This is a genomic window from Corticimicrobacter sp. (genome assembly GCF_040137905.1).
GTDB lineage: Bacteria > Pseudomonadota > Gammaproteobacteria > Burkholderiales > Burkholderiaceae_B > Corticimicrobacter.
On sequence record NZ_JBEFDG010000066.1, the window covers coordinates 15,180 to 34,585 of the forward strand.

Here is a 19,406-nt window from a genome sequence, read left to right on the forward strand (position 1 = left end):
GGATTACCCCGGTATATGAATCCGTCCGTCCATCAGGACCCGCGCACTGCGACTCATGATGGCCTTGGTCACGGTCCAGTGTCCCTCCTGCTGGTGGGCTTCGGCACCGACTCGCAGCGTGCCGGACGGATGGCCGAAGCGGACTGACTGGCGTGCGCCACCGCCGGCAGCCTGGTTGACCAGCGTGCCGGGAATGGCGGCTGCGGTGCCGATGGCGACAGCAGCCGTGCCCATCATGGCGTGGTGCAGCTTGCCCATCGACAGTGCCCGCACCAGCAGGTCGATGTCACCCGCCTCGATATGCCTGCCGCTTGAGGACGTGTAGGCAGCGGCAGGCGCGACAAATGCGATCTTGGGGGTGTGCTGGCGTGTGGCAGCCGCTTCCAGGCGGTCGATCAGGCCCATGCGCAGGGCACCATGGGCCCGGATGGTTTCGAAGCGAGCCAGCGCCTGGGCATCCCCGTTGATAGCTTCCTGCAACTCGGCCCCGGTATAGCCCAGTGCTGCGGCATCCAGAAAAATCGTCGGGATGCCGGCATTGATCAGCGTGGCTCTGAACGTGCCGATGCCCGGCACCTCCAGTTCGTCCTGCACGTTGCCGGTCGGGAACATTGCGCCACCATCACCGTCTTCGTCGGCAGCAGGATCCAGGAATTCGAGCTGGATCTCGGCGGCCGGAAACGTCACGCCATCCAGCTCGAAATCGCCGGTTTCCTGCACGGCACCGTTCGTGATGGGGACATGTGCCACGATGGTCTTGCCGATATTGGCCTGCCAGATGCGGATGGTGGCCACACCATTCAGTGGAATGCGGGCTGGGTCCACCAGCCCGCTGGCAATGGCAAAGGGGCCGACGGCCGCCGACAGATTGCCGCAATTGCCGCTCCAGTCGACAAAGGGGCGGTCAATGGCGACCTGCCCGAACAGATAGTCGACATCATGGCCGGGCCGTTCGCTGCGCGAAACGATCACTGTCTTGCTGGTGCTGGAGGTGGCACCGCCCATGCCGTCGATCTGTTTGCCATAGGGATCGGGGCTGCCGATGGCGCGCAACAGCAATGCATCGCGGACGACACCGGGCTGCCGGGCGGCCAGCGGCAGGTCCTGCAGCCGGAAAAACACGCCCTTGCTCGTGCCCCCACGCATGTAGGTGGCCGGGATGCGGGTTTGAGGGGCCTGGCTCATTGTGTTTCCTCCATCTCCAGGAAGTCCTGGGCGAAACGCTGCAGGACACCGCCTGCCTCATAGATCGAGACTTCCTCTTCGGTATCGAGCCGGCAGGTGACCGGCACCTCGAGGGTGTCCCCGTTGCGACGGTGGATCACCAGTGTCAGGTCGGCGCGCGGGGTGCGGGCACCGGCCACATCATAGGTTTCGGTGCCGTCGATGGCCAGTGTCTTGCGGGTGGTGCCCGGCTTGAACTCCAGTGGCAGCACACCCATGCCGACCAGGTTGGTACGGTGGATGCGTTCGAAACCTTCGGCCACGATGGCCTCGACACCGGCCAGGCGCACCCCCTTGGCGGCCCAGTCGCGTGACGATCCCTGGCCGTAGTCGGCACCGGCGATGATGATCAGCGGCTGCTTGCGATCCATGTAGGTTTCGATGGCTTCCCACATCCGCACGACCTGGCCTTCCGGCTCGATGCGGGCCAGCGAACCTTTCCTGACCTGACCGTCGACCACGGCCATTTCGTTGACCAACTGAGGGTTGGCGAACGTGGCGCGCTGCGCGGTCAGGTGATCACCCCGGTGGGTGGCGTAGGAGTTGAAGTCCTCTTCCGGCAGTCCCATTTTTGCCAGGTATTCGCCGGCGGCCGAGTCGGGCAGGATGGCGTTGGAAGGCGACAGGTGATCGGTGGTGATATTGTCCGGCAGGACAGCCAGCGGGCGCATGCCGCGCAGTGTGCGCTCGCCTGCCAGTGCGCCTTCCCAGTACGGCGGGCGACGGATGTAGGTGCTGGTCGGACGCCATGCATACAGCGGGCTGTCGGCTTCCTGCACCGTGCCCAGGTCGAACATCGGCATGTAGACCTGGCGGAATTGCTCGGGCTTGACGCTGGCGGCGACCAGGGCATCGATTTCCTCGTCGCTGGGCCACAGATCCTTGAGCGTGATGGGTCGGCCCGACGCATCGTGGCCGAGTGCATCCTGCTCGATATCGAAACGTATCGTACCGGCAATGGCGTAGGCCACCACCAGGGGAGGCGAGGCCAGGAATGCCTGCTTGGCGTAGGGATGGATCCGACCGTCAAAATTGCGGTTGCCGGACAGCACGGCGGTGGCATACAGGTCGCGGTCAATGATTTCCTGCTGGATCGCAGGGTCAAGCGCGCCGGACATGCCATTACAGGTGGTGCAGGCATAGGCCACGATGCCAAAGCCCAGTTTCTCCAGCTCGGGCAGCAGGCCGGACGCTTCCAGGTACAGACGGGCGACCTTGGAGCCGGGGGCAAACGAGGTCTTGACCCAGGGCTTGCGTGTCAGGCCGAGAGCATTGGCCTTGCGAGCCAGCAGCCCGGCCGCTACCACGTTGCGGGGATTGGATGTGTTGGTGCAACTGGTGATGGCGGCGATGATGACGGCACCATCCGGCATCAGGCCCTGTGCCTGTTCAGCCTGGCCAGCCGCCAGCCGGGCGGGATCGGCGATGCCGCGTTCGCGCAGGGCCGAGGTTGGCAGACGCCGATGCGGATTGGACGGCCCGGCCATATTGCGCTCGACGGTCGAGAGGTCGAACGTCAGTGTGCGCTCGTATTCGGCGCTGCGCAGCGCGTCGCTCCACAATCCGGTGGTTTTCGCATAGTTTTCCACCAGTGCCACCTGCTCGGGCTCGCGGCCGGTCAGCCGCAGGTAGTCGAGCGTCTGCTGGTCGATATAGAACATGGCCGCCGTGGCACCGTACTCCGGGCACATATTGGAGATGGTGGCGCGGTCTCCGATGGTCAGGCTGTCGGCCCCTTCGCCAAAGAATTCGACATAGGCACCGACGACCTTCTCGCGGCGCAGGAACTCGGTCAGCGCCAGCACGATGTCGGTGGCGGTGATGCCGGGCTGGCGTCGTCCCGTCAGCCTGACGCCGACGATATCCGGCAGTCGCATCATGGAGGCGCGGCCCAGCATGACGCTTTCGGCCTCGAGGCCGCCCACGCCGATGGCGATCACGCCCAGCGCATCGACGTGCGGCGTGTGGCTGTCGGTGCCGACACAGGTGTCGGGAAAGGCGACGCCGTTACGGCTCTGGATCACCGGCGACATTTTCTCCAGATTGATCTGGTGCATGATGCCGTTGCCCGGCTGGATCACGTCCACGTTCTTGAAGGCAGTTTTGGTCCAGTTGATGAAGTGGAAGCGGTCATCGTTGCGGCGGTCCTCGATGGCGCGGTTTTTTTCGAAGGCGTCGGGCTCGAAGCCGGCATGCTCGACTGCCAGGGAGTGGTCCACGATCAACTGGGTTGGCACCACCGGGTTGACCTGTGCCGGATCGCCGCCTTTTTCGGCAATCGCATCGCGAAGCCCGGCCAGATCCACCAGTGCGGTCTGGCCCAGGATGTCATGACAGACGACGCGGGCCGGATACCAGGGAAAATCCAGGTCGCGGCGACGCTCGATGAGCTGTTGCAGCGCTTCGGTCAGCCGGGCTGGATCGCAGCGCCGCACCAGGTTTTCCGCCAGTACGCGCGAGGTGTAGGGCAGCGTGTCGTAGGCACCGGGCTGGATAGCCTCGACGGCAGCGTGTGCGTCGAAGTAGTCCAGTGCGGTATGGGGCAGGGGTTTGCGGTATGCGCGGTTCATGGCAGCATCCTCGGTATGGGTCAGCGCTTGCCGATAGGCACGAACTTGCGGTCTTCCGGGCCGACATAATTGGCCGTCGGGCGGATGATCTTGTTGTCGGCGCGTTGCTCCAGAATGTGCGCCGCCCAGCCGGCCGTGCGGGCGATCACGAACAGCGGCGTGAACATCGCGGTCGGTACACCCATCAGGTGATACGACACGGCCGAGAACCAGTCCAGGTTGGGGAACATTTTCTTGGCGTCCCACATGACTGCCTCCAGGCGTTCCGCAATGTCATACATCTTGGTGTTGCCTGCCTTCTTGGCCAGGCTGCGTGACACGTCCTTGATCACCTTGTTGCGCGGATCGGAGACGGTATAGACCGGATGGCCGAAACCGATCACCACCTCCTTGTTCTCGACGCGACGCCGGATGTCGGCCTCGGCCTCGTCCGGGGTTTCGTAGCGTTGCTGCACCTCGAAGGCGACCTCGTTGGCACCGCCGTGCTTGGGGCCGCGCAGTGCGCCGATGGCTCCGGCGATGGCCGAATAGATATCGGAACCGGTGCCGGCGATCACGCGTGACGTGAAGGTGGATGCGTTGAATTCATGCTCGGCGTACAGCACCAGCGAAGTGTGCATGGCCTGGACCCATTCGTCGGAGGGTGCCTGACCGTGCAGCAGGTGCAGGAAGTGGCCGCCGATGCTGTCATCATCGGTTTCGACGTCGATGACCCGGCCATTGTGGCTGTAGTGATACCAGTAGAGCAGGGCCGAACCCAGGTTGGCCATCAGGCGATCGGCGATGTCGCGTGCGCCGGGGGCGTTGTGGTCATCCTTCTCGGGCAGCACGCAGCCGAGCACCGAGACTGCCGTGCGCATCACATCCATGGGATGGCTGGCCGCAGGCAGCGACTCCAGAATCTGCTGCAGATGCAGGGGCAGGCCGCGCAGGCCACGCAGCTTTTGCTTGTAGGCAGCCAGCTCGGTCTTGTTGGGCAGTTTGCCATGCACCAGCAGGTGAGCGATTTCCTCGAACTCGCTGGCCTTGGCCAGATCCAGGATGTCGTAGCCGCGATAGTGCAGGTCATTGCCGCTGCGGCCGACCGTGCAGAGCGCGGTGTTGCCTGCGACCACGCCCGACAGGGCGACGGATTTCTTGGGCCTGGGGCCGGTCGCAGGTGCCGCGCTGGCAGCGGTCGTGGTATCGACCGGGGCGGCGGCCTTGGCTGCCGCCTGGGGGGCGGTCGAACGTTTGTTACTATTCTTGGCGGTCGTTTTGCGGGTATTCATTTGTCTCTGCTCCTTGAGTTTTCTGGGGGTGCCCCGATGCGGGGTGCCGAACTGGGGTCAGGCTTTCTTGCCCTGGGCGAAAAGGGCATCGAGGCGAGCCTCGTAATCGTGGTAGCCGATGCGGTCGTAGAGTTCTTCGCGGGTCTGCATCAGTTCCAGGACATCATGCTGGTGACCGTCGCGGCGGATGGCGGCATAGACCAGTTCGGCGGCCTTGTTCATGGCGCGGAAGGCCGACAGCGGGTACAGCACCATGCCGACGCCTGCGCTGTCGAGTTCTTCGACGGTGAACAGCGGCGTCTTGCCGAATTCGGTGATGTTGGCCAGTACCGGTACGGGTAGCGATTCGGTGAAACGGCGATAGGTGGGCAGGTCGTAGGCGGCTTCGACAAAGATCGCGTCAGCGCCGGCTTCGGCGCAGATATGGGCGCGCTCGAGTGCGGCGTCCACACCATCGACGGCAATCGCGTCGGTACGGGCAATCAGGTAGAAGTCTTCATCGGTACGAGCATCGGCAGCAGCCTTGACGCGGTCGGCCATCTCGGCGGTGGAGACGATCTCCTTGCCCGGGCGGTGGCCGCAGCGCTTGGCACCGACCTGATCCTCGATATGGCAGGCGGCTGCGCCGAACTTGATCAGGCTCTGTACGGTCCGCGCAATGTTGAAGGCGGAGGGGCCGAAGCCGGTATCGATGTCAACCAGCAGCGGCGTATCACAGACATCGGTGATGCGGCGTACATCGGTCAGCACGTCGTCCAGCGTGTTGATGCCCAGGTCGGGCAGTCCCAGCGAACCTGCGGCGACGCCGCCACCCGACAGGTAGATGGCACGATAGCCTGCACGTTTGGCCAGCAGTGCATGGTTGGCATTGATGGCACCGATGATCTGGAGGGGATGCTCTTCCTGCAGGGCGCGGCGAAAGCGTGCGCCGGCGGATTCGGGTCGTGACATGGAAACTCCGTATGAAATGACAGTGGGAAATGTGTCTTGAAACATCCCAGGTGTCCGGAGCCGCCGTCCGGCTCGACGTTTCCACCATGGGGTCGGAAAGCGCGGCCGAGCCGGGCCGGCAGCGTCCGCGCAGAACGCGGACGCCGGGGGGCTGTTTAGGCCAGCAGGTCCTTGACGCCGTCGCGCTCTTCGAGCAGTTCGTTCAGCGTGAAGTCCATGCGCTCACGGGAGAAAGCATCGATCTCGAGGCCTTCGACACGCTTGTACTCGCCATTCTCGGTCGTGACCGGCACACCGTAGATGATGCCTTCGGGGATACCGTAGGAACCATCCGAGGGCACGCCCATGGTGACCCACTTGCCGTTGCTGCCCAGCACCCAGTCGCGGATGTGGTCGATGGCGGCGTTGGCTGCCGAAGCGGCCGAGGACAGGCCACGGGCCTCGATGATGGCGGCACCACGCTTGCCGACCTTGGGAATGAAGGTGTCGCGGTTCCAGGCGTCGTCGTTGATGGTCTCGGCCAGTTTCTTGCCGTTGACGGTGGCGAAGCGGATATCCGGATACATGGTGGGCGAGTGGTTGCCCCAGACGATCAGCTTCTCGATGTCACCGACGGCCACGCCGGCCTTGGCCGACAGTTGCGACAGGGCGCGATTGTGATCCAGGCGCAACATGGCGGTGAAGTTCTTGGCGGGCAGGTCGGGTGCCGACTTCATGGCGATGTAGGCATTGGTGTTGGCCGGGTTGCCGACCACCAGCACCTTGACGTTGCGGCTGGCGACATCGTTCAGGGCCTTGCCCTGTTCGGTGAAGATCTTGGCGTTGACCTGCAGCAGATCCTTGCGCTCCATGCCGGGGCCGCGGGGACGGGCACCGACCAGCAGGGCCACGTCGGCATCCTTGAAGGCAGTGCGGGGATCGCTGTGGGCCGTGACGCTCTGCAGCAGGGGGAAGGCGCAGTCGTCCAGTTCCATGATCACGCCCTGCAGTGCCTTTTGCGCTTTTTCGTCAGGAATTTCCAGCAGTTGCAGGATGACGGGCTGATCTTTGCCGAGCATCTCGCCGGAGGCGATGCGGAACAGCAGGGCATAGCCGATCTGACCAGCGGCACCGGTTACGGCGACGCGCAAAGCGGGTTTGGACATGAAAAATCTCCGTATATATGTGAGTGGATAGAGCATCAAACAGTTTACCGGTCAAACTGTCGTGCTGACAGCCCCGGGACGCGTCATCCAGTGCAAATATCGTAGACCCATACTTGATCTTCGTCAATGGTCTTATATCTTATATAAGACATAAGATCTGGACGCTGGATTCGGCTTATGCCACAATGCTGAAAACCCTTTTCCGAAAAAGGCCGGGCGTGCTGTATGTGGAAACCGCATTCAGCAAGTGCGCCGGCCTGAACTGTGTGCATGAACCCAACGGATGACAACGCCCTGCAGTCTGCGGCGCCCGCTACAGCGGGCGGCCTGGCAGTGCCTGCGGCGCAGGCGCGTGCCGGACGCATGCATGGTGCCGCCTTCAGTCCGCTCTATCGTCAGATCAAGGCACTGTTGGTGCAAAGCCTGGATCGGGGTGACTGGAAACCCGGCGAAGCCATTCCCAGCGAAATGGAACTGGCAACGCGATTCCAGGTCAGCCAGGGTACAGTGCGCAAGGCGATCGATGAGCTTGCGGCCGAACACCTGCTGCTGCGTCGCCAGGGCAAGGGTACCTTCGTTGCCACCCATCATGAAGCTCGCGTGCGCTATCGATTCCTGCGGCTTGCGCCCGATCAGGGGGTGCCGCAGCCGGCCCAGAGCCAGGTTCTGTCGTGTGGACGCATCCGCTCCAGCGCAGAAATTGCCCGGGCACTCGAGATCCGTACCGGCGAGCAGGTCGTGGCGATCCGCCGCGTCCTGAGCTTTGCCGGAAAAGCCACCGTGGTGGACGATATCTGGCTGCCCGGCGATGTGTTTCGCGGACTGACGGCCGAGCTGCTGGGCAGCTATCGCGGCCCGTTGTATGGATTGTTCGAGACCGAGTTCGGCGTCAGCATGGTGCGCGCCGACGAAAAACTGCGTGCCGTCACGGCGGGCGAAGAATATGCCACCCTGCTGCAGGTCGAACCAGGTACGCCGCTGCTGCAGGTCGAGCGCGTTTCCCATACCTACGGCGATCGCCCCATGGAGGTGCGTCGCGGGCACTATCTGACTGAGGGGTATCATTACCGCAACAGTCTGAACTAAAAGGGTTTTTTCGCTTGCTTGGTGTTCGTGTGCCAAATGAGTGAAAATATTGTGTTTATGTCCGGATATGTAACCGGACGACGAGTTTGCAGTCTTTAGTCATTACGTATCCACCGAGGCCTTCAATGTCCGATACCGCCGCCAAGCCGCGCCCGCAGTTTCGCAATATCAGCATATCCAATCTCACGCAGTACCGGCTGCCCTGGGCCGGCAAGGTGTCGATCCTGCACCGTGTCAGCGGTGTGTTGCTGTTTCTCTGTATTCCCTTGGTCATCCTGCCGCTGTTCGAGCGCAGCGTGACCTCGGAAGCGGGTTTCGCCAGCCTGCACGCGCTGGTGTCGTTCCCCCTGGTCAAGCTGGTACTGCTGGCATTGATCTGGGGCTATCTGCATCACTTCTGCGCCGGCATCCGGTTCCTGGTGCTGGATCTGCACATCGGCACGACCAAGGAAGGCTCGCGCAAGAGCGCAGTATCCGTCCTGATCGTCAGCCTGGCCCTCACGGCCCTGTTCGGTCTCAAACTGTTTGGAGTCTGGTAAAAAATGGCAAGCCCGCAAAACGTCGGCCCCAAGCGTCTCGTAGTCGGGGCGCACTACGGCCTTAAGGATTTCATCGCCCAGCGCGTCACGGCCGTGGTGCTCGCGGTCTATACGCTGGTGCTGTTCATCGGCGTGCTGTGCATGCCTGCATTTACCTACGAGCACTGGAAAGCGCTTTTCACGTTCAAGGTTTTCGCGATCCCGCTGGGGCAGGTGCTGGCTTCGCTGGCGTTCATCGCGCTGGCCTGGCATGCCTGGATCGGCGTGCGCGACATCTGGATGGACTATGTCAAGCCTGCGGGCCTGCGTCTGACCCTGCATGTCCTGACGATCCTGTGGCTGCTTGGTTCGGTCATCTATTTCGCCCAAATCCTCTGGAGTATCTAAGCCGTGGTCGCTGTCAAGAATTCCCTTCCCCGCCGCAAGTTTGATGTGGTGGTCGTCGGTGCAGGTGGTGCCGGCATGCGTTGCTCCCTCCAACTGGCACAGGCCGGCCTGTCGGTCGCCGTGCTTTCCAAGGTGTTTCCGACCCGCTCGCACACGGTTGCGGCCCAGGGTGGGGTGAGCGCCTCGCTCGGCAACATGAGCGAAGACAACTGGTACTGGCACATGTACGACACCGTCAAGGGTTCGGACTGGCTGGGCGACCAGGATGCCATCGAGTTCATGTGCCGCGAGGCACCCAATGCCGTGTACGAACTCGAACACTTCGGCATGCCGTTTGACCGCAATGCCGATGGCACCATTTACCAGCGTCCGTTCGGCGGCCATACCGCCAACTTCGGCGAAAAGCCGGTGCAGCGCGCCTGTGCCGCCGCTGACCGGACCGGCCACGCCATGTTGCATACGCTGTATCAGCGCAACGTCGCTGCGCGTACCCATTTCCTGGTGGAATGGATGGCGCTCGATCTGCTGCGCGACGATGATGGCGATGTGGTCGGCGTGACTGCGCTCGAAATGGAAACCGGCGACATCTATATCCTCGAAGCCAAGACCACGGTCATGGCCACGGGCGGTGCCGGCCGTATCTGGGCCGCCTCGACCAACGCCTTCATCAATACCGGCGATGGCCTGGGCATGGTGGCGCGTTCGGGTCTGCCGCTCGAAGACATGGAGTTCTGGCAGTTCCACCCGACCGGCGTGGCCGGCGCGGGCGTGCTGATCACCGAAGGCGTGCGCGGCGAGGGCGGTATCCTGCTCAACAAGAACGGCGAGCGGTTCATGGAGCGCTATGCGCCCACCCTCAAGGATCTGGCACCGCGCGATTTCGTGTCGCGCTCGATGGACCAGGAAATCAAGGAAGGCCGTGGCTGTGGTCCCGATGGCAGCTATGTGGTGCTCAAGCTCGATCACCTCGGTTCCGATGTGATCAACAAGCGCCTGCCCTCGATCCGCGAAATCGCCATCAAGTTCGGCAACGTCGATCCCATCAAGGACCCGATCCCGGTCGTGCCGACCATTCACTATCAGATGGGCGGCATCCCGACCAATTACCACGGGCAGGTCATGGCGTGGGCCGATGGGGCCAACCGTGTGGTCAATGGCCTGTACGCGATCGGCGAGTGTGCCGCTACCTCGGTGCATGGTGCCAACCGTCTGGGTACCAACTCACTGCTCGACCTGATCGTGTTCGGCCGCGCTGCCGGCAACCACATCGTGGCTGCCCACCCGGAACGCCAGAAAACCCACAAGCCACTGCCCCAGCAGTCGCTCGAGTTCTCGCTGGATCGCGTCAATGCCCTGGAGTCGCGCGCCAATGGCGAAAAGACCCAGGATGTTGGCAACGCCATCCGCGTGTCGATGCAACGCCACTGTGGCGTGTTCCGTACCCTCGAACTGCTGGAAGAGGGTGTGGGCCAGATCGCCGATCTCGCCGAGCGCGTTCAACACGTTTCGTTCAAGGACAAGTCCAAGGTCTTCAATACCGCTCGTATCGAGGCGCTTGAGCTGAGCAACATGATCGAAGTGGCACGTGCCACCGTCCTGGCAGCGTCCAAGCGGACCGAAAGCCGCGGCGCGCATGCCCTGGACGATTTCCCGACCCGTGATGACGAGAACTGGCTGAAGCACAGCCTGTGGTATTCCGATACCAACAGTCTGGACTACAAACCGGTCCAGATGAAACCCCTTACGGTTGATAGCTTCCCGCCCAAGGCGCGGACTTTCTAAGCAGGACGCTGGCAATGAGCACCAAACGCATCGTTAAATTCGAAATCTACCGCTACGATCCTGACAAGGACGAGCGCCCCTACATGCAGAAGCTGGAAGTCGAGCTGCAACCGACCGACAAGATGCTGCTGGACGCGCTGGTCCGCATCAAGAACGATGTGGACGACAGTTTCGCCATCCGCCGTTCCTGCCGCGAGGGGGTCTGCGGGTCGGATGCCATGAACATCAATGGCAAGAACGGCTTGGCCTGTACCACCAACCTGCTTGAACTCAAGGAACCCATCGTGCTGCGCCCGCTGCCGGGCCTGCCGGTGATCCGCGACCTGATCGTCGACATGACGCACTTCTTCAACCAGTACCACTCGATCCGGCCGTACCTGATCAACGATACGCCGCCGCCCGAGAAGGAACGCCTGCAATCGCCCGAGGCTCGCGAGGAGCTCGACGGCCTGTATGAGTGCATCCTGTGTGCGTGCTGCTCGACGTCGTGCCCGTCGTTCTGGTGGAATCCCGACAAGTTCGTGGGGCCGGCAGGGTTGTTGCAAGCCTATCGCTTCATTGCCGATAGTCGTGATGAGGCAACCAGTTCGCGACTGGATGATCTGGAAGACCCGTATCGCCTGTTCCGTTGCCACACGATCATGAACTGTGTCGATGTCTGTCCGAAGGGGCTGAACCCGACACGCGCAATCGGCAAGATCAAGGAACTGATGGTGCGTCGCACTGTCTGAGCAGGAGTAGAGCATGGCTGCATTGCTGTCCGAACTGGATCGTACCCGTCTGCGGTGGCGCGCCCGCCGCGGCCTGCTGGAAAACGATCTGATCATCACCCGTTTCCTGGATGCCTGGGAAACGACGCTGACCGACGAGGATGTAGCCTCGCTTACCCAGCTGTTCGAGCTTGGAGACAACGAACTGCTGGATCTGCTTTTGGCGCGCAAGGAGCCCGACGGTGCGCTGGATACGCCCGAAATCCGCACCATGCTGGGGCGGTTGCGTACGGCGTAGGGATTGATCGGGCTGACAGCCCAAACGTTGCAGGCCCCGGTCAAGGTCGGGGCCTTTTTCCAAAATAACGAGTTGCAAGAAACGAGAGGAACGATCGATGAAGCTGTCCGATAAGAAAGCCACGCTGAGTTTTTCAGATGGTTCGCCTTCCATTGACCTGCCGGTCTATCAGGGGACCGTGGGCCCCGATGTCATTGACATCCGCAAGCTCTACGGCCAGACCGGCATGTTCACCTATGATCCGGGTTTTCTGTCGACGGCGGCCTGCGCCTCGGGCATTACCTACATTGACGGCGACAAGGGCGAGCTGCTCTATCGCGGCTACCCGATCGAACAACTGGCGGTCAAGTGTGATTTCCTGGATATCTGCTACCTGATTCTCAATGGCGATCTGCCCAATGGGAACCAGAAAACCGATTTCGACGGCCTGGTCGTTCACCACATGATGGTGCACGAGCAGATGCAGTTCTTCCTGCGCGGATTCCGTCGTGATGCCCACCCGATGGCCGTGTTGACGGGTCTGGTCGGTGCCATGTCTGCCTTCTACCACGACTCCACCGACATCACCAATCCGCAGCATCGTCAGATCTCCGCAATCCGGCTGATTTCCAAGATGCCGACGCTGGTGGCCATGGCCTACAAGTATTCCCAGGGCCAGCCCTTCATCTATCCGCAGAACAATCTGTCCTACACGGGCAATTTCCTGCGCATGATGTTCGCCACGCCGTGCGAAGACTACAAGGTCAACCCGGTGGTCGAGCGTGCACTGGACCGCATCTTCATCCTGCATGCCGATCACGAGCAGAATGCCTCGACTTCGACCGTGCGCCTGTGCGGTTCGTCCGGTACCAATCCGTTTGCTGCCATCGCGGCTGGCGTCGGCTGCCTGTGGGGCCCGGCACATGGCGGTGCCAACGAGGCATGCCTGCAGATGCTCGAAGAGATCCAGGCCAGCGGTGGCTTGGCCAAGGTCGGCGAGTTCATGGAAAAGGTCAAGGACAAGAATTCGGGCGTGCGCCTGATGGGCTTTGGTCACCGCGTCTACAAGAACTACGACCCGCGCGCCAAGCTGATGCAGGAAACCTGCAAGGAAGTGCTGCAGGCGCTGGGTCTCGAAAACGATCCGCTGTTCAAGCTGGCCATGGAACTCGAGCGCATCGCGCTGGAAGATCCTTACTTCGTCGAACGCAAACTGTATCCCAATGTCGATTTCTACTCCGGCATCGTGCAGCGCGCCATCGGCATCCCGACCTCGCTGTTCACTGCCATCTTCGCGCTGGCCCGCACCGTGGGCTGGATTGCGCAGTGGGGTGAAATGCTGTCCGATCCCGAGTACAAGATCGGCCGTCCGCGCCAACTCTTCACCGGTGCCGTGCCGCGTGACGTCGTTGATATCGCCAAGCGCTGAGCCACTTCGCAGCCAGTTCTGCAAGCCTTGTTCTGTGTGCGGCGCAGCATGATTTCGTTTCAGTTGCACTGACACCTCAGGCAAGCCCACCCATCAAAAATGGGTGGGCTTTTTTGTGGTACTCATGGTCGCAACAGGGTTATACTGGTTTCACAACGGCTCTTTAGGCTTGTTATCGTGCCTTCTGCCCCCGCTATCCGCTATCCGGTCTGGCCGTGTCGCGGAAGGTTTTCCTGCATCGCACCGGGTGAAACACCCGTATAGGTGAAGCGTTATATGTCTACGGAAAAAGAAGTCCAGTCTTACTCCTATCTGTTCGGGGGCAATGCTCCCTATGTCGAAGAGCTTTATGAAGCCTACCTCGACAATCCCGCCTCGGTAGCGGACAACTGGCGCCAGTATTTCGACCAGCTCCAGCATGTGCCGGCCACCGACGGTCAGGAAAGCACTCGCGACCAGGCCCACGCTCCCATCATCGAGTCGTTCGCGCAGCGCGCCAAGGCCAACGCCTTCGTGACCCGCGCCCAGGAACCCGATCTGACCGTGGCCAGCAAGCAGGTTTCGGTGCAGTCCATCGTCGCTGCCTATCGTTCGCTGGGTCTGCGCTGGGCCGATATCGATCCCCTGCAGCGCCAGGAGCGCCCCGAGATTCCCGAGCTGACGCCGGCCTTCTACGGCCTGACCGAAGCCGATCTCGACAAGGTCTATTCGGCCACCAATACCTACTTCACCACGGCCGAAACCATGACGCTGCGCGACTTGATCAAGTCGTTGCGCGATACCTACTGCCGCTCCGTTGGTGCCGAGTTCATGTATATCTCGGATCCGGTGGCCAAGCGCTGGATCCAGGAACGTCTCGAATCGACCGTCGCTGCGCCCAACTACTCGGTCGACGAAAAGCGCCACATCCTGCAGCAGCTTACCGAGGCCGAAGGCCTGGAACGCTTCCTGCACACCAAGTATGTCGGCCAGAAGCGCTTCTCGCTCGAGGGTGGCGAAAGCTTCATCGCCTCGATGGATGCCGTGGTCAGCCACTCCGGTGAAAACGGCGTACAGGAAATCATCGTCGGCATGGCCCACCGCGGTCGCCTGAACATGCTGGTCAACATCATGGGCAAGATGCCCGGTGACCTGTTTGCCGAGTTCGAGGGCAAGCATGCCGAAGGCCTGACCGATGGCGACGTGAAATACCACAACGGTTTCTCCAGCGATGTCTCGACCAAGGGCGGTCCGGTCCACCTGTCGCTGGCTTTCAATCCGTCCCACCTCGAAATCGTCAACCCTGTGGTCGAAGGCAGCGTCCGCGCCCGCCAGGAACGCCGCAGCGACACTGACGGCAGCCAGGTGCTGCCGGTGCTGGTGCACGGTGATGCCGCCTTCGCCGGCCAGGGTGTGGTCATGGAAACCCTCAGCCTGGCGCAGACCCGCGGCTACGGCACGGGTGGTACGCTGCATATCGTCATCAATAACCAGATCGGTTTCACTACCTCCGACCCGCGTGATACGCGCTCGTCGCTGTATTGCTCCGATATCGTCAAGATGATCGAGGCCCCGGTGTTCCACGTCAACGGCGATGATCCCGAGGCCGTGGTGTTCGTTACCCGCCTGGCGTTGGACTACCGCCGTCAGTTCCGCCACGACGTGGTGGTCGATATCGTCTGCTTCCGCAAGCTGGGTCACAACGAGCAGGATACTCCGGCGCTCACGCAGCCCCTGATGTACAAGAAAATCGGCAAGCACCCCGGCACCCGCCAGGTCTATGCCGACAAGCTGACCACTCAGGGTGTATTGGCTGAAGGTGAGTCTGACGAACTGGTCAAGAAATACCGTCAACTGATGGAAGACGGCAAGCAGACCATCGAACCCGTGCTGACCGACTACAAGGGCAAGTACGCTACCGACTGGTCGCCGTTTGCCAATGCCAAGTGGACCGATGCCGGCGATACGGCCGTGCCGATGGCCGAACTGCAACGCCTGGGCGAGCGGATCACGACGGTGCCGGAAAGCTGCACGGTGCATCAGCTGGTCAACAAGCTGCTCAACGACCGCCGCGCCATGCTCAAGGGTGAGCTCAATATCGACTGGGGCATGGGTGAGCACCTGGCCTACGCCAGTCTGGTAGCCGCCGGTTATCCGGTGCGTCTGTCGGGTGAAGATGCCGGCCGCGGCACGTTCTCGCATCGCCATGCTGTCTGGCATGACCAGAAGCGTGAGCGCTGGAACGACGGTACCTACATTCCCCTGCAGAATGTCTCCGACAAGCAGGCCCCGTTCGTCGTGATCGACTCGGTGTTGTCTGAAGAGGCCGTGCTGGGCTTCGAATATGGCTACTCGGCAACCGACCCCAACACGCTGACCATCTGGGAAGCACAGTTCGGCGACTTCGCCAATGGTGCCCAGGTCGTGATCGATCAGTTCATCGCGTCGGGCGAGGCCAAGTGGGGCCGTTATTCCGGCCTGGTGATGCTGTTGCCGCATGGCTACGAAGGCCAGGGTCCCGAGCACTCCTCGGCCCGCATCGAACGCTATCTGCAACTGTGCGCCGACAACAACATGCAAGTGGTGCAGCCGACCAACGGTGCGCAGATTTTCCACTTGCTGCGTCGCCAGATGATCCGTCCGTTCCGCAAGCCGCTGGTGGTGCTGACACCCAAGTCGCTGCTGCGCAACAAGGACGCGGGCGTGCCGCTGAGCCAATTGGCCGAAGGTCAGTTCCAGCCGATCATCGGCGAAACCGACAAGGCCATCAAGGCGGCGGCTGTCAAGCGCGTGCTGGTCTGCTCGGGCAAGGTCTACTACGATCTGGTCAACGCCCGCAAGGAGCGTGATGCCAAGGATGTGGCCATCGTCCGCGTCGAGCAGCTCTATCCGTTCGCGCACAAGACCTTCGAAACCGTGCTGGGCAAGTACAGCAAGGCTACCGAAGTCATCTGGGTGCAGGATGAGCCGCAGAATCAGGGCCCGTGGTTCTACGTGCAGCATCACATCTACCAGAACATGAAGGCCGGCCAAAAGCTGGCTTATGCAGGCCGTGCCGCATCGTCGTCACCGGCCGTCGGCTACCTGGCCAAGCACGTCGAACAGCAGAAGGCCCTGATCGAACAGGCTTTCGGCCGTCTCAAGGGCTTCAGCCTGACCAAGTAACGTCCTGCTGCGTGCGCTCTGCCGTGGAGCGCACGCGTTTTTGACCGATCACATCTCTGACAGATCAACTTTCATTACCGGAACCACCACCATGGCCAAAATTGACGTCGTTGTCCCCCAGCTTTCCGAATCCGTTTCCGAGGCGAGCCTGCTCAACTGGAAGAAGCAGCCCGGCGAAGCCGTTGCGGCGGATGAAATCCTGATTGAAATCGAGACCGACAAGGTCGTGCTCGAAGTGCCCGCACCGTCGGCCGGCGTGCTGGCCGAAATCGTCAAGGGCGATAGCAGCACCGTCACCTCGGGCGAACTGATTGCCCGCATCGATACGGCTGCCAAGGCCAGCGCTGCGCCGGCACCTGCCGCCGAAGCCGCTCCTGCTGCAGCGCCTGCCGCAGCCGCTCCGGCTGCTGCCGGTGCGATTGCCTCGCCTGCCGCTGCCAAGCTGATGGCCGACAACAACCTGACCGACGTGGCCGGCACCGGCCGTGGCGGTCGCATCACCAAGGGCGACGTGCTCAATGCACAGTCGGGCTCGGCTGCCAAGCCTGCCGCCGCTCCGGCTCCGGCCCCCACGCTGTCGCTGGACGGTCGTCCCGAGCAGCGCGTGCCGATGAGCCGCCTGCGTGCCCGCGTGGCCGAGCGCCTGCTGCAGTCGCAATCCGAAAACGCCATCCTGACCACCTTCAACGAAGTCAACATGAAGGCCGTCATGGATCTGCGCAACGCCTACAAGGACAAGTTCGAGAAGGAACACGGCGTCAAGCTGGGCTTCATGTCGTTCTTCGTCAAGGCTGCCGTGGCCGCACTCAAGAAGTACCCGGTCCTGAACGCCTCGGTTGATGGCAAGGACATCATCTATCACGGTTACTTCGACATCGGTATCGCCGTGGGCAGCCCGCGTGGCCTGGTGGTGCCGATTCTGCGCAACGCCGACCAACTCAGCATTGCCGAGATCGAAAAGACCATCGCCGATTTCGGTACCCGTGCCCGTGACGGCAAGCTGGGCATCGAAGAACTGACCGGCGGTACGTTCTCGATCTCCAACGGTGGCGTGTTCGGTTCGATGCTGTCGACCCCGATCATCAACCCGCCGCAAGCCGCGATCCTGGGCATCCACGCCACCAAGGAGCGTCCGGTCGTCGAAAACGGCCAGATTGTGATCCGTCCGATCAACTACCTGGCCATGTCCTACGACCATCGAATCATCGATGGTCGCGAAGCCGTGCTGGGCCTGGTCGCGATGAAGGAAGCGCTGGAAGATCCGCAACGCCTGCTGCTCGAAGTCTGAGCCCTGGCCAACCGAATACAGGAGTAACACAAGCATGTCCAAGAATTTTGACGTTGTCGTCATCGGTGCCGGCCCTGGCGGCTACATCGCCGCCATCCGCGCTGCCCAACTGGGCCTGAGCGTGGCCTGCGTCGATGCCGCAAGCAATGCCAAGGGCGATCCGGCTCCTGGCGGCACCTGCACCAATGTCGGCTGCATTCCCTCCAAGGCGCTGTTGCAATCGTCCGAGCACTACGAGCAGGCCGGCCACCATTTTGCCGAGCACGGCATCGAGGTCAAGGGCCTGTCGCTCAAGCTCGACACGCTGATCGGCCGCAAGGATGAAGTCGTCAAGCAGAACAATGACGGCATCCTCTACCTGTTCAAGAAGAACAAGGTCACGTTCTTCCACGGTACGGCTGCATTCACCGGCCAGGTCGAGGGTGGCTGGGGTGTTGCCGTCGAAGGCAAGAAAGCCAAGGAAGCGCTGGTCGCACGTCATGTGATCATCGCCACCGGCTCCGCGCCGCGCGAGCTGCCGGGTCTGCCGTTCGACGAAAAGACCGTGTTGTCCAATACCGGCGCACTGGCACTGGGCAGCGTGCCCAAGCGCCTGGGCGTGATCGGTGCCGGCGTGATCGGCCTGGAGTTGGGCAGCGTCTGGCGTCGCCTGGGTTCCGAAGTCACCGTTCTCGAAGCTGCGCCTGAGTTCCTGGCCGTGGCCGACCAGCAGGTGGCCAAGGAAGCCCACAAGGCATTGACCAAGCAAGGCCTCAAGATCGAAACCGGCGTCAAGCTGGGCGATACCAAGGCCACGGCGCGCACGGTCAATGTGCAGTACACCGACGCGGCAGGCGCAGCCCACAAGCTGGCAGTGGACAAGCTGATCGTCTCGATCGGCCGCGTGCCGTTCACGGGTGGTCTCAATGCCGAAGCGGTCAGCCTCAAGCTGGACGAACGTGGTTTCGTGGTCGTCGATGACGACAACAAGACCAACCTGCCCAACGTCTGGGCCGTCGGCGACGTGGTACGCGGTCCGATGCTGGCGCACAAGGCCGAGGAAGAGGGCGTTGCCGTGGCCGAGCGTATCGTCGGCCAGCACGGTCATGTCAACTTCAATACGATTCCGTCGGTCATTTACACCTCGCCCGAGATCGCCTGGGTTGGCCAGAACGAGCAGCAGCTCAAGCAGGCCGGTCGTGCCTACAAGGCGGGCAGCTTCCCGTTCATGGCCAATGGTCGCGCTCGTGCGCTGGGCGACACCACCGGCTTCGTCAAGGTGCTGGCCGATGCCGCTACCGATGAAGTGCTGGGCGTGCACATCGTGGGCCCGCAGGCTTCCGAGCTGATTTCCGAAGCCGTGACCATCATGGAGTTCCGCGGCGCTGCCGAGGACATCGCCCGGATCTGCCATGCGCACCCGACGCTGTCCGAAGCCGTCAAGGAAGCGGCCCTGGCCGTGGACAAGCGCACGCTGAATTTCTGAGTGCGTACTGATCTCTGTCTGCCGCATAATATGGGATAGGCAGGGATCGGACAGGTTCCGTCAGGTTTTGCGCCTGTTCGGGAACGACACAGCCCCGGCATGCCGGGGCTTTTTGTCGCCGGGCCGCCCCAAGGCAAA

Annotated in this window: 15 protein-coding genes; 10 read left to right on the forward strand and 5 right to left on the reverse strand. The window is 62.1% G+C overall.

Annotated elements, in window-relative coordinates:
- Nucleotides 1-3: 3 nt before the first annotated feature.
- The 5 genes from prpF to ABN482_RS10795 all read right to left on the reverse strand — a co-directional run bounded on the left by prpF (nt 4) and on the right by ABN482_RS10795 (nt 7,161).
- Nucleotides 4-1,185 carry a 2-methylaconitate cis-trans isomerase PrpF gene (gene prpF / locus ABN482_RS10775; protein ID WP_349503994.1) on the reverse strand — a complete coding sequence of 394 codons (1,182 nt, stop codon included), beginning with the start codon at nt 1,183-1,185 and terminating at the stop codon, nt 4-6.
- Entirely contained in the window at nt 1,182-3,794 is a 2,613-nt protein-coding gene (gene acnD, locus ABN482_RS10780) for a Fe/S-dependent 2-methylisocitrate dehydratase AcnD (protein ID WP_349503995.1), read from the reverse strand. Before acnD ends, prpF begins: the two co-directional genes overlap by 4 nt.
- Nucleotides 3,795-3,814: 20 nt before the next feature.
- The gene (prpC, locus tag ABN482_RS10785; protein WP_349503996.1) at nt 3,815-5,065 is read right to left on the reverse strand and encodes a bifunctional 2-methylcitrate synthase/citrate synthase; all 1,251 of its coding nucleotides are present in this window, start codon (nt 5,063-5,065) and stop codon (nt 3,815-3,817) included.
- Nucleotides 5,066-5,122: 57 nt separating this feature from the next.
- The gene (gene prpB, locus ABN482_RS10790) at nt 5,123-6,016 is read right to left on the reverse strand and encodes a methylisocitrate lyase (RefSeq protein WP_349503997.1); all 894 of its coding nucleotides are present in this window, start codon (nt 6,014-6,016) and stop codon (nt 5,123-5,125) included.
- Between the two features lie 155 nt (nt 6,017-6,171).
- Nucleotides 6,172-7,161, reverse strand: a complete 990-nt coding sequence (locus ABN482_RS10795; RefSeq protein ID WP_349503998.1) for a malate dehydrogenase — start codon at nt 7,159-7,161, stop codon at nt 6,172-6,174.
- Between the two features lie 270 nt (nt 7,162-7,431).
- Here ABN482_RS10795 and ABN482_RS10800 point away from each other — a divergent pair, with 270 nt between their 5' ends.
- The 10 genes from ABN482_RS10800 to lpdA all read left to right on the forward strand — a co-directional run bounded on the left by ABN482_RS10800 (nt 7,432) and on the right by lpdA (nt 19,268).
- Complete coding sequence (locus tag ABN482_RS10800) at nt 7,432-8,247, forward strand: GntR family transcriptional regulator (RefSeq protein WP_502877280.1); 816 nt, start codon at nt 7,432-7,434, stop codon at nt 8,245-8,247.
- Nucleotides 8,248-8,372: 125 nt separating this feature from the next.
- A complete protein-coding gene (gene sdhC, locus ABN482_RS10805) occupies nt 8,373-8,786 on the forward strand; it encodes a succinate dehydrogenase, cytochrome b556 subunit (protein ID WP_349503999.1) in 414 nt (137 codons plus the stop codon).
- A gap of 3 nt (nt 8,787-8,789) precedes the next feature.
- Nucleotides 8,790-9,173 carry a succinate dehydrogenase, hydrophobic membrane anchor protein gene (gene sdhD / locus ABN482_RS10810; protein WP_349504000.1) on the forward strand — a complete coding sequence of 128 codons (384 nt, stop codon included), beginning with the start codon at nt 8,790-8,792 and terminating at the stop codon, nt 9,171-9,173.
- 3 nt (nt 9,174-9,176) lie between these two features.
- Nucleotides 9,177-10,955, forward strand: coding sequence for a succinate dehydrogenase flavoprotein subunit (sdhA, locus tag ABN482_RS10815; RefSeq protein WP_349504001.1), 1,779 nt, complete (start codon nt 9,177-9,179; stop codon nt 10,953-10,955).
- A gap of 14 nt (nt 10,956-10,969) precedes the next feature.
- Nucleotides 10,970-11,686: a succinate dehydrogenase iron-sulfur subunit gene (locus ABN482_RS10820; RefSeq protein ID WP_349504002.1), complete on the forward strand. Its 717-nt coding sequence runs from the start codon at nt 10,970-10,972 to the stop codon at nt 11,684-11,686.
- 13 nt (nt 11,687-11,699) lie between these two features.
- On the forward strand, nt 11,700-11,963 hold the full coding sequence (locus tag ABN482_RS10825) for an FAD assembly factor SdhE (RefSeq protein ID WP_349504003.1): 264 nt from the start codon (nt 11,700-11,702) through the stop codon (nt 11,961-11,963).
- 97 nt (nt 11,964-12,060) lie between these two features.
- Nucleotides 12,061-13,371, forward strand: a complete 1,311-nt coding sequence (gene gltA / locus ABN482_RS10830) for a citrate synthase (RefSeq protein WP_349504004.1) — start codon at nt 12,061-12,063, stop codon at nt 13,369-13,371.
- Between the two features lie 276 nt (nt 13,372-13,647).
- Nucleotides 13,648-16,515, forward strand: coding sequence for a 2-oxoglutarate dehydrogenase E1 component (locus tag ABN482_RS10835; RefSeq protein WP_349504005.1), 2,868 nt, complete (start codon nt 13,648-13,650; stop codon nt 16,513-16,515).
- Nucleotides 16,516-16,606: 91 nt separating this feature from the next.
- Nucleotides 16,607-17,803, forward strand: a complete 1,197-nt coding sequence (odhB, locus tag ABN482_RS10840) for a 2-oxoglutarate dehydrogenase complex dihydrolipoyllysine-residue succinyltransferase (protein WP_349504006.1) — start codon at nt 16,607-16,609, stop codon at nt 17,801-17,803.
- 34 nt (nt 17,804-17,837) lie between these two features.
- A complete protein-coding gene (gene lpdA / locus ABN482_RS10845; protein ID WP_349504007.1) occupies nt 17,838-19,268 on the forward strand; it encodes a dihydrolipoyl dehydrogenase in 1,431 nt (476 codons plus the stop codon).
- Nucleotides 19,269-19,406 lie beyond the last annotated feature (138 nt).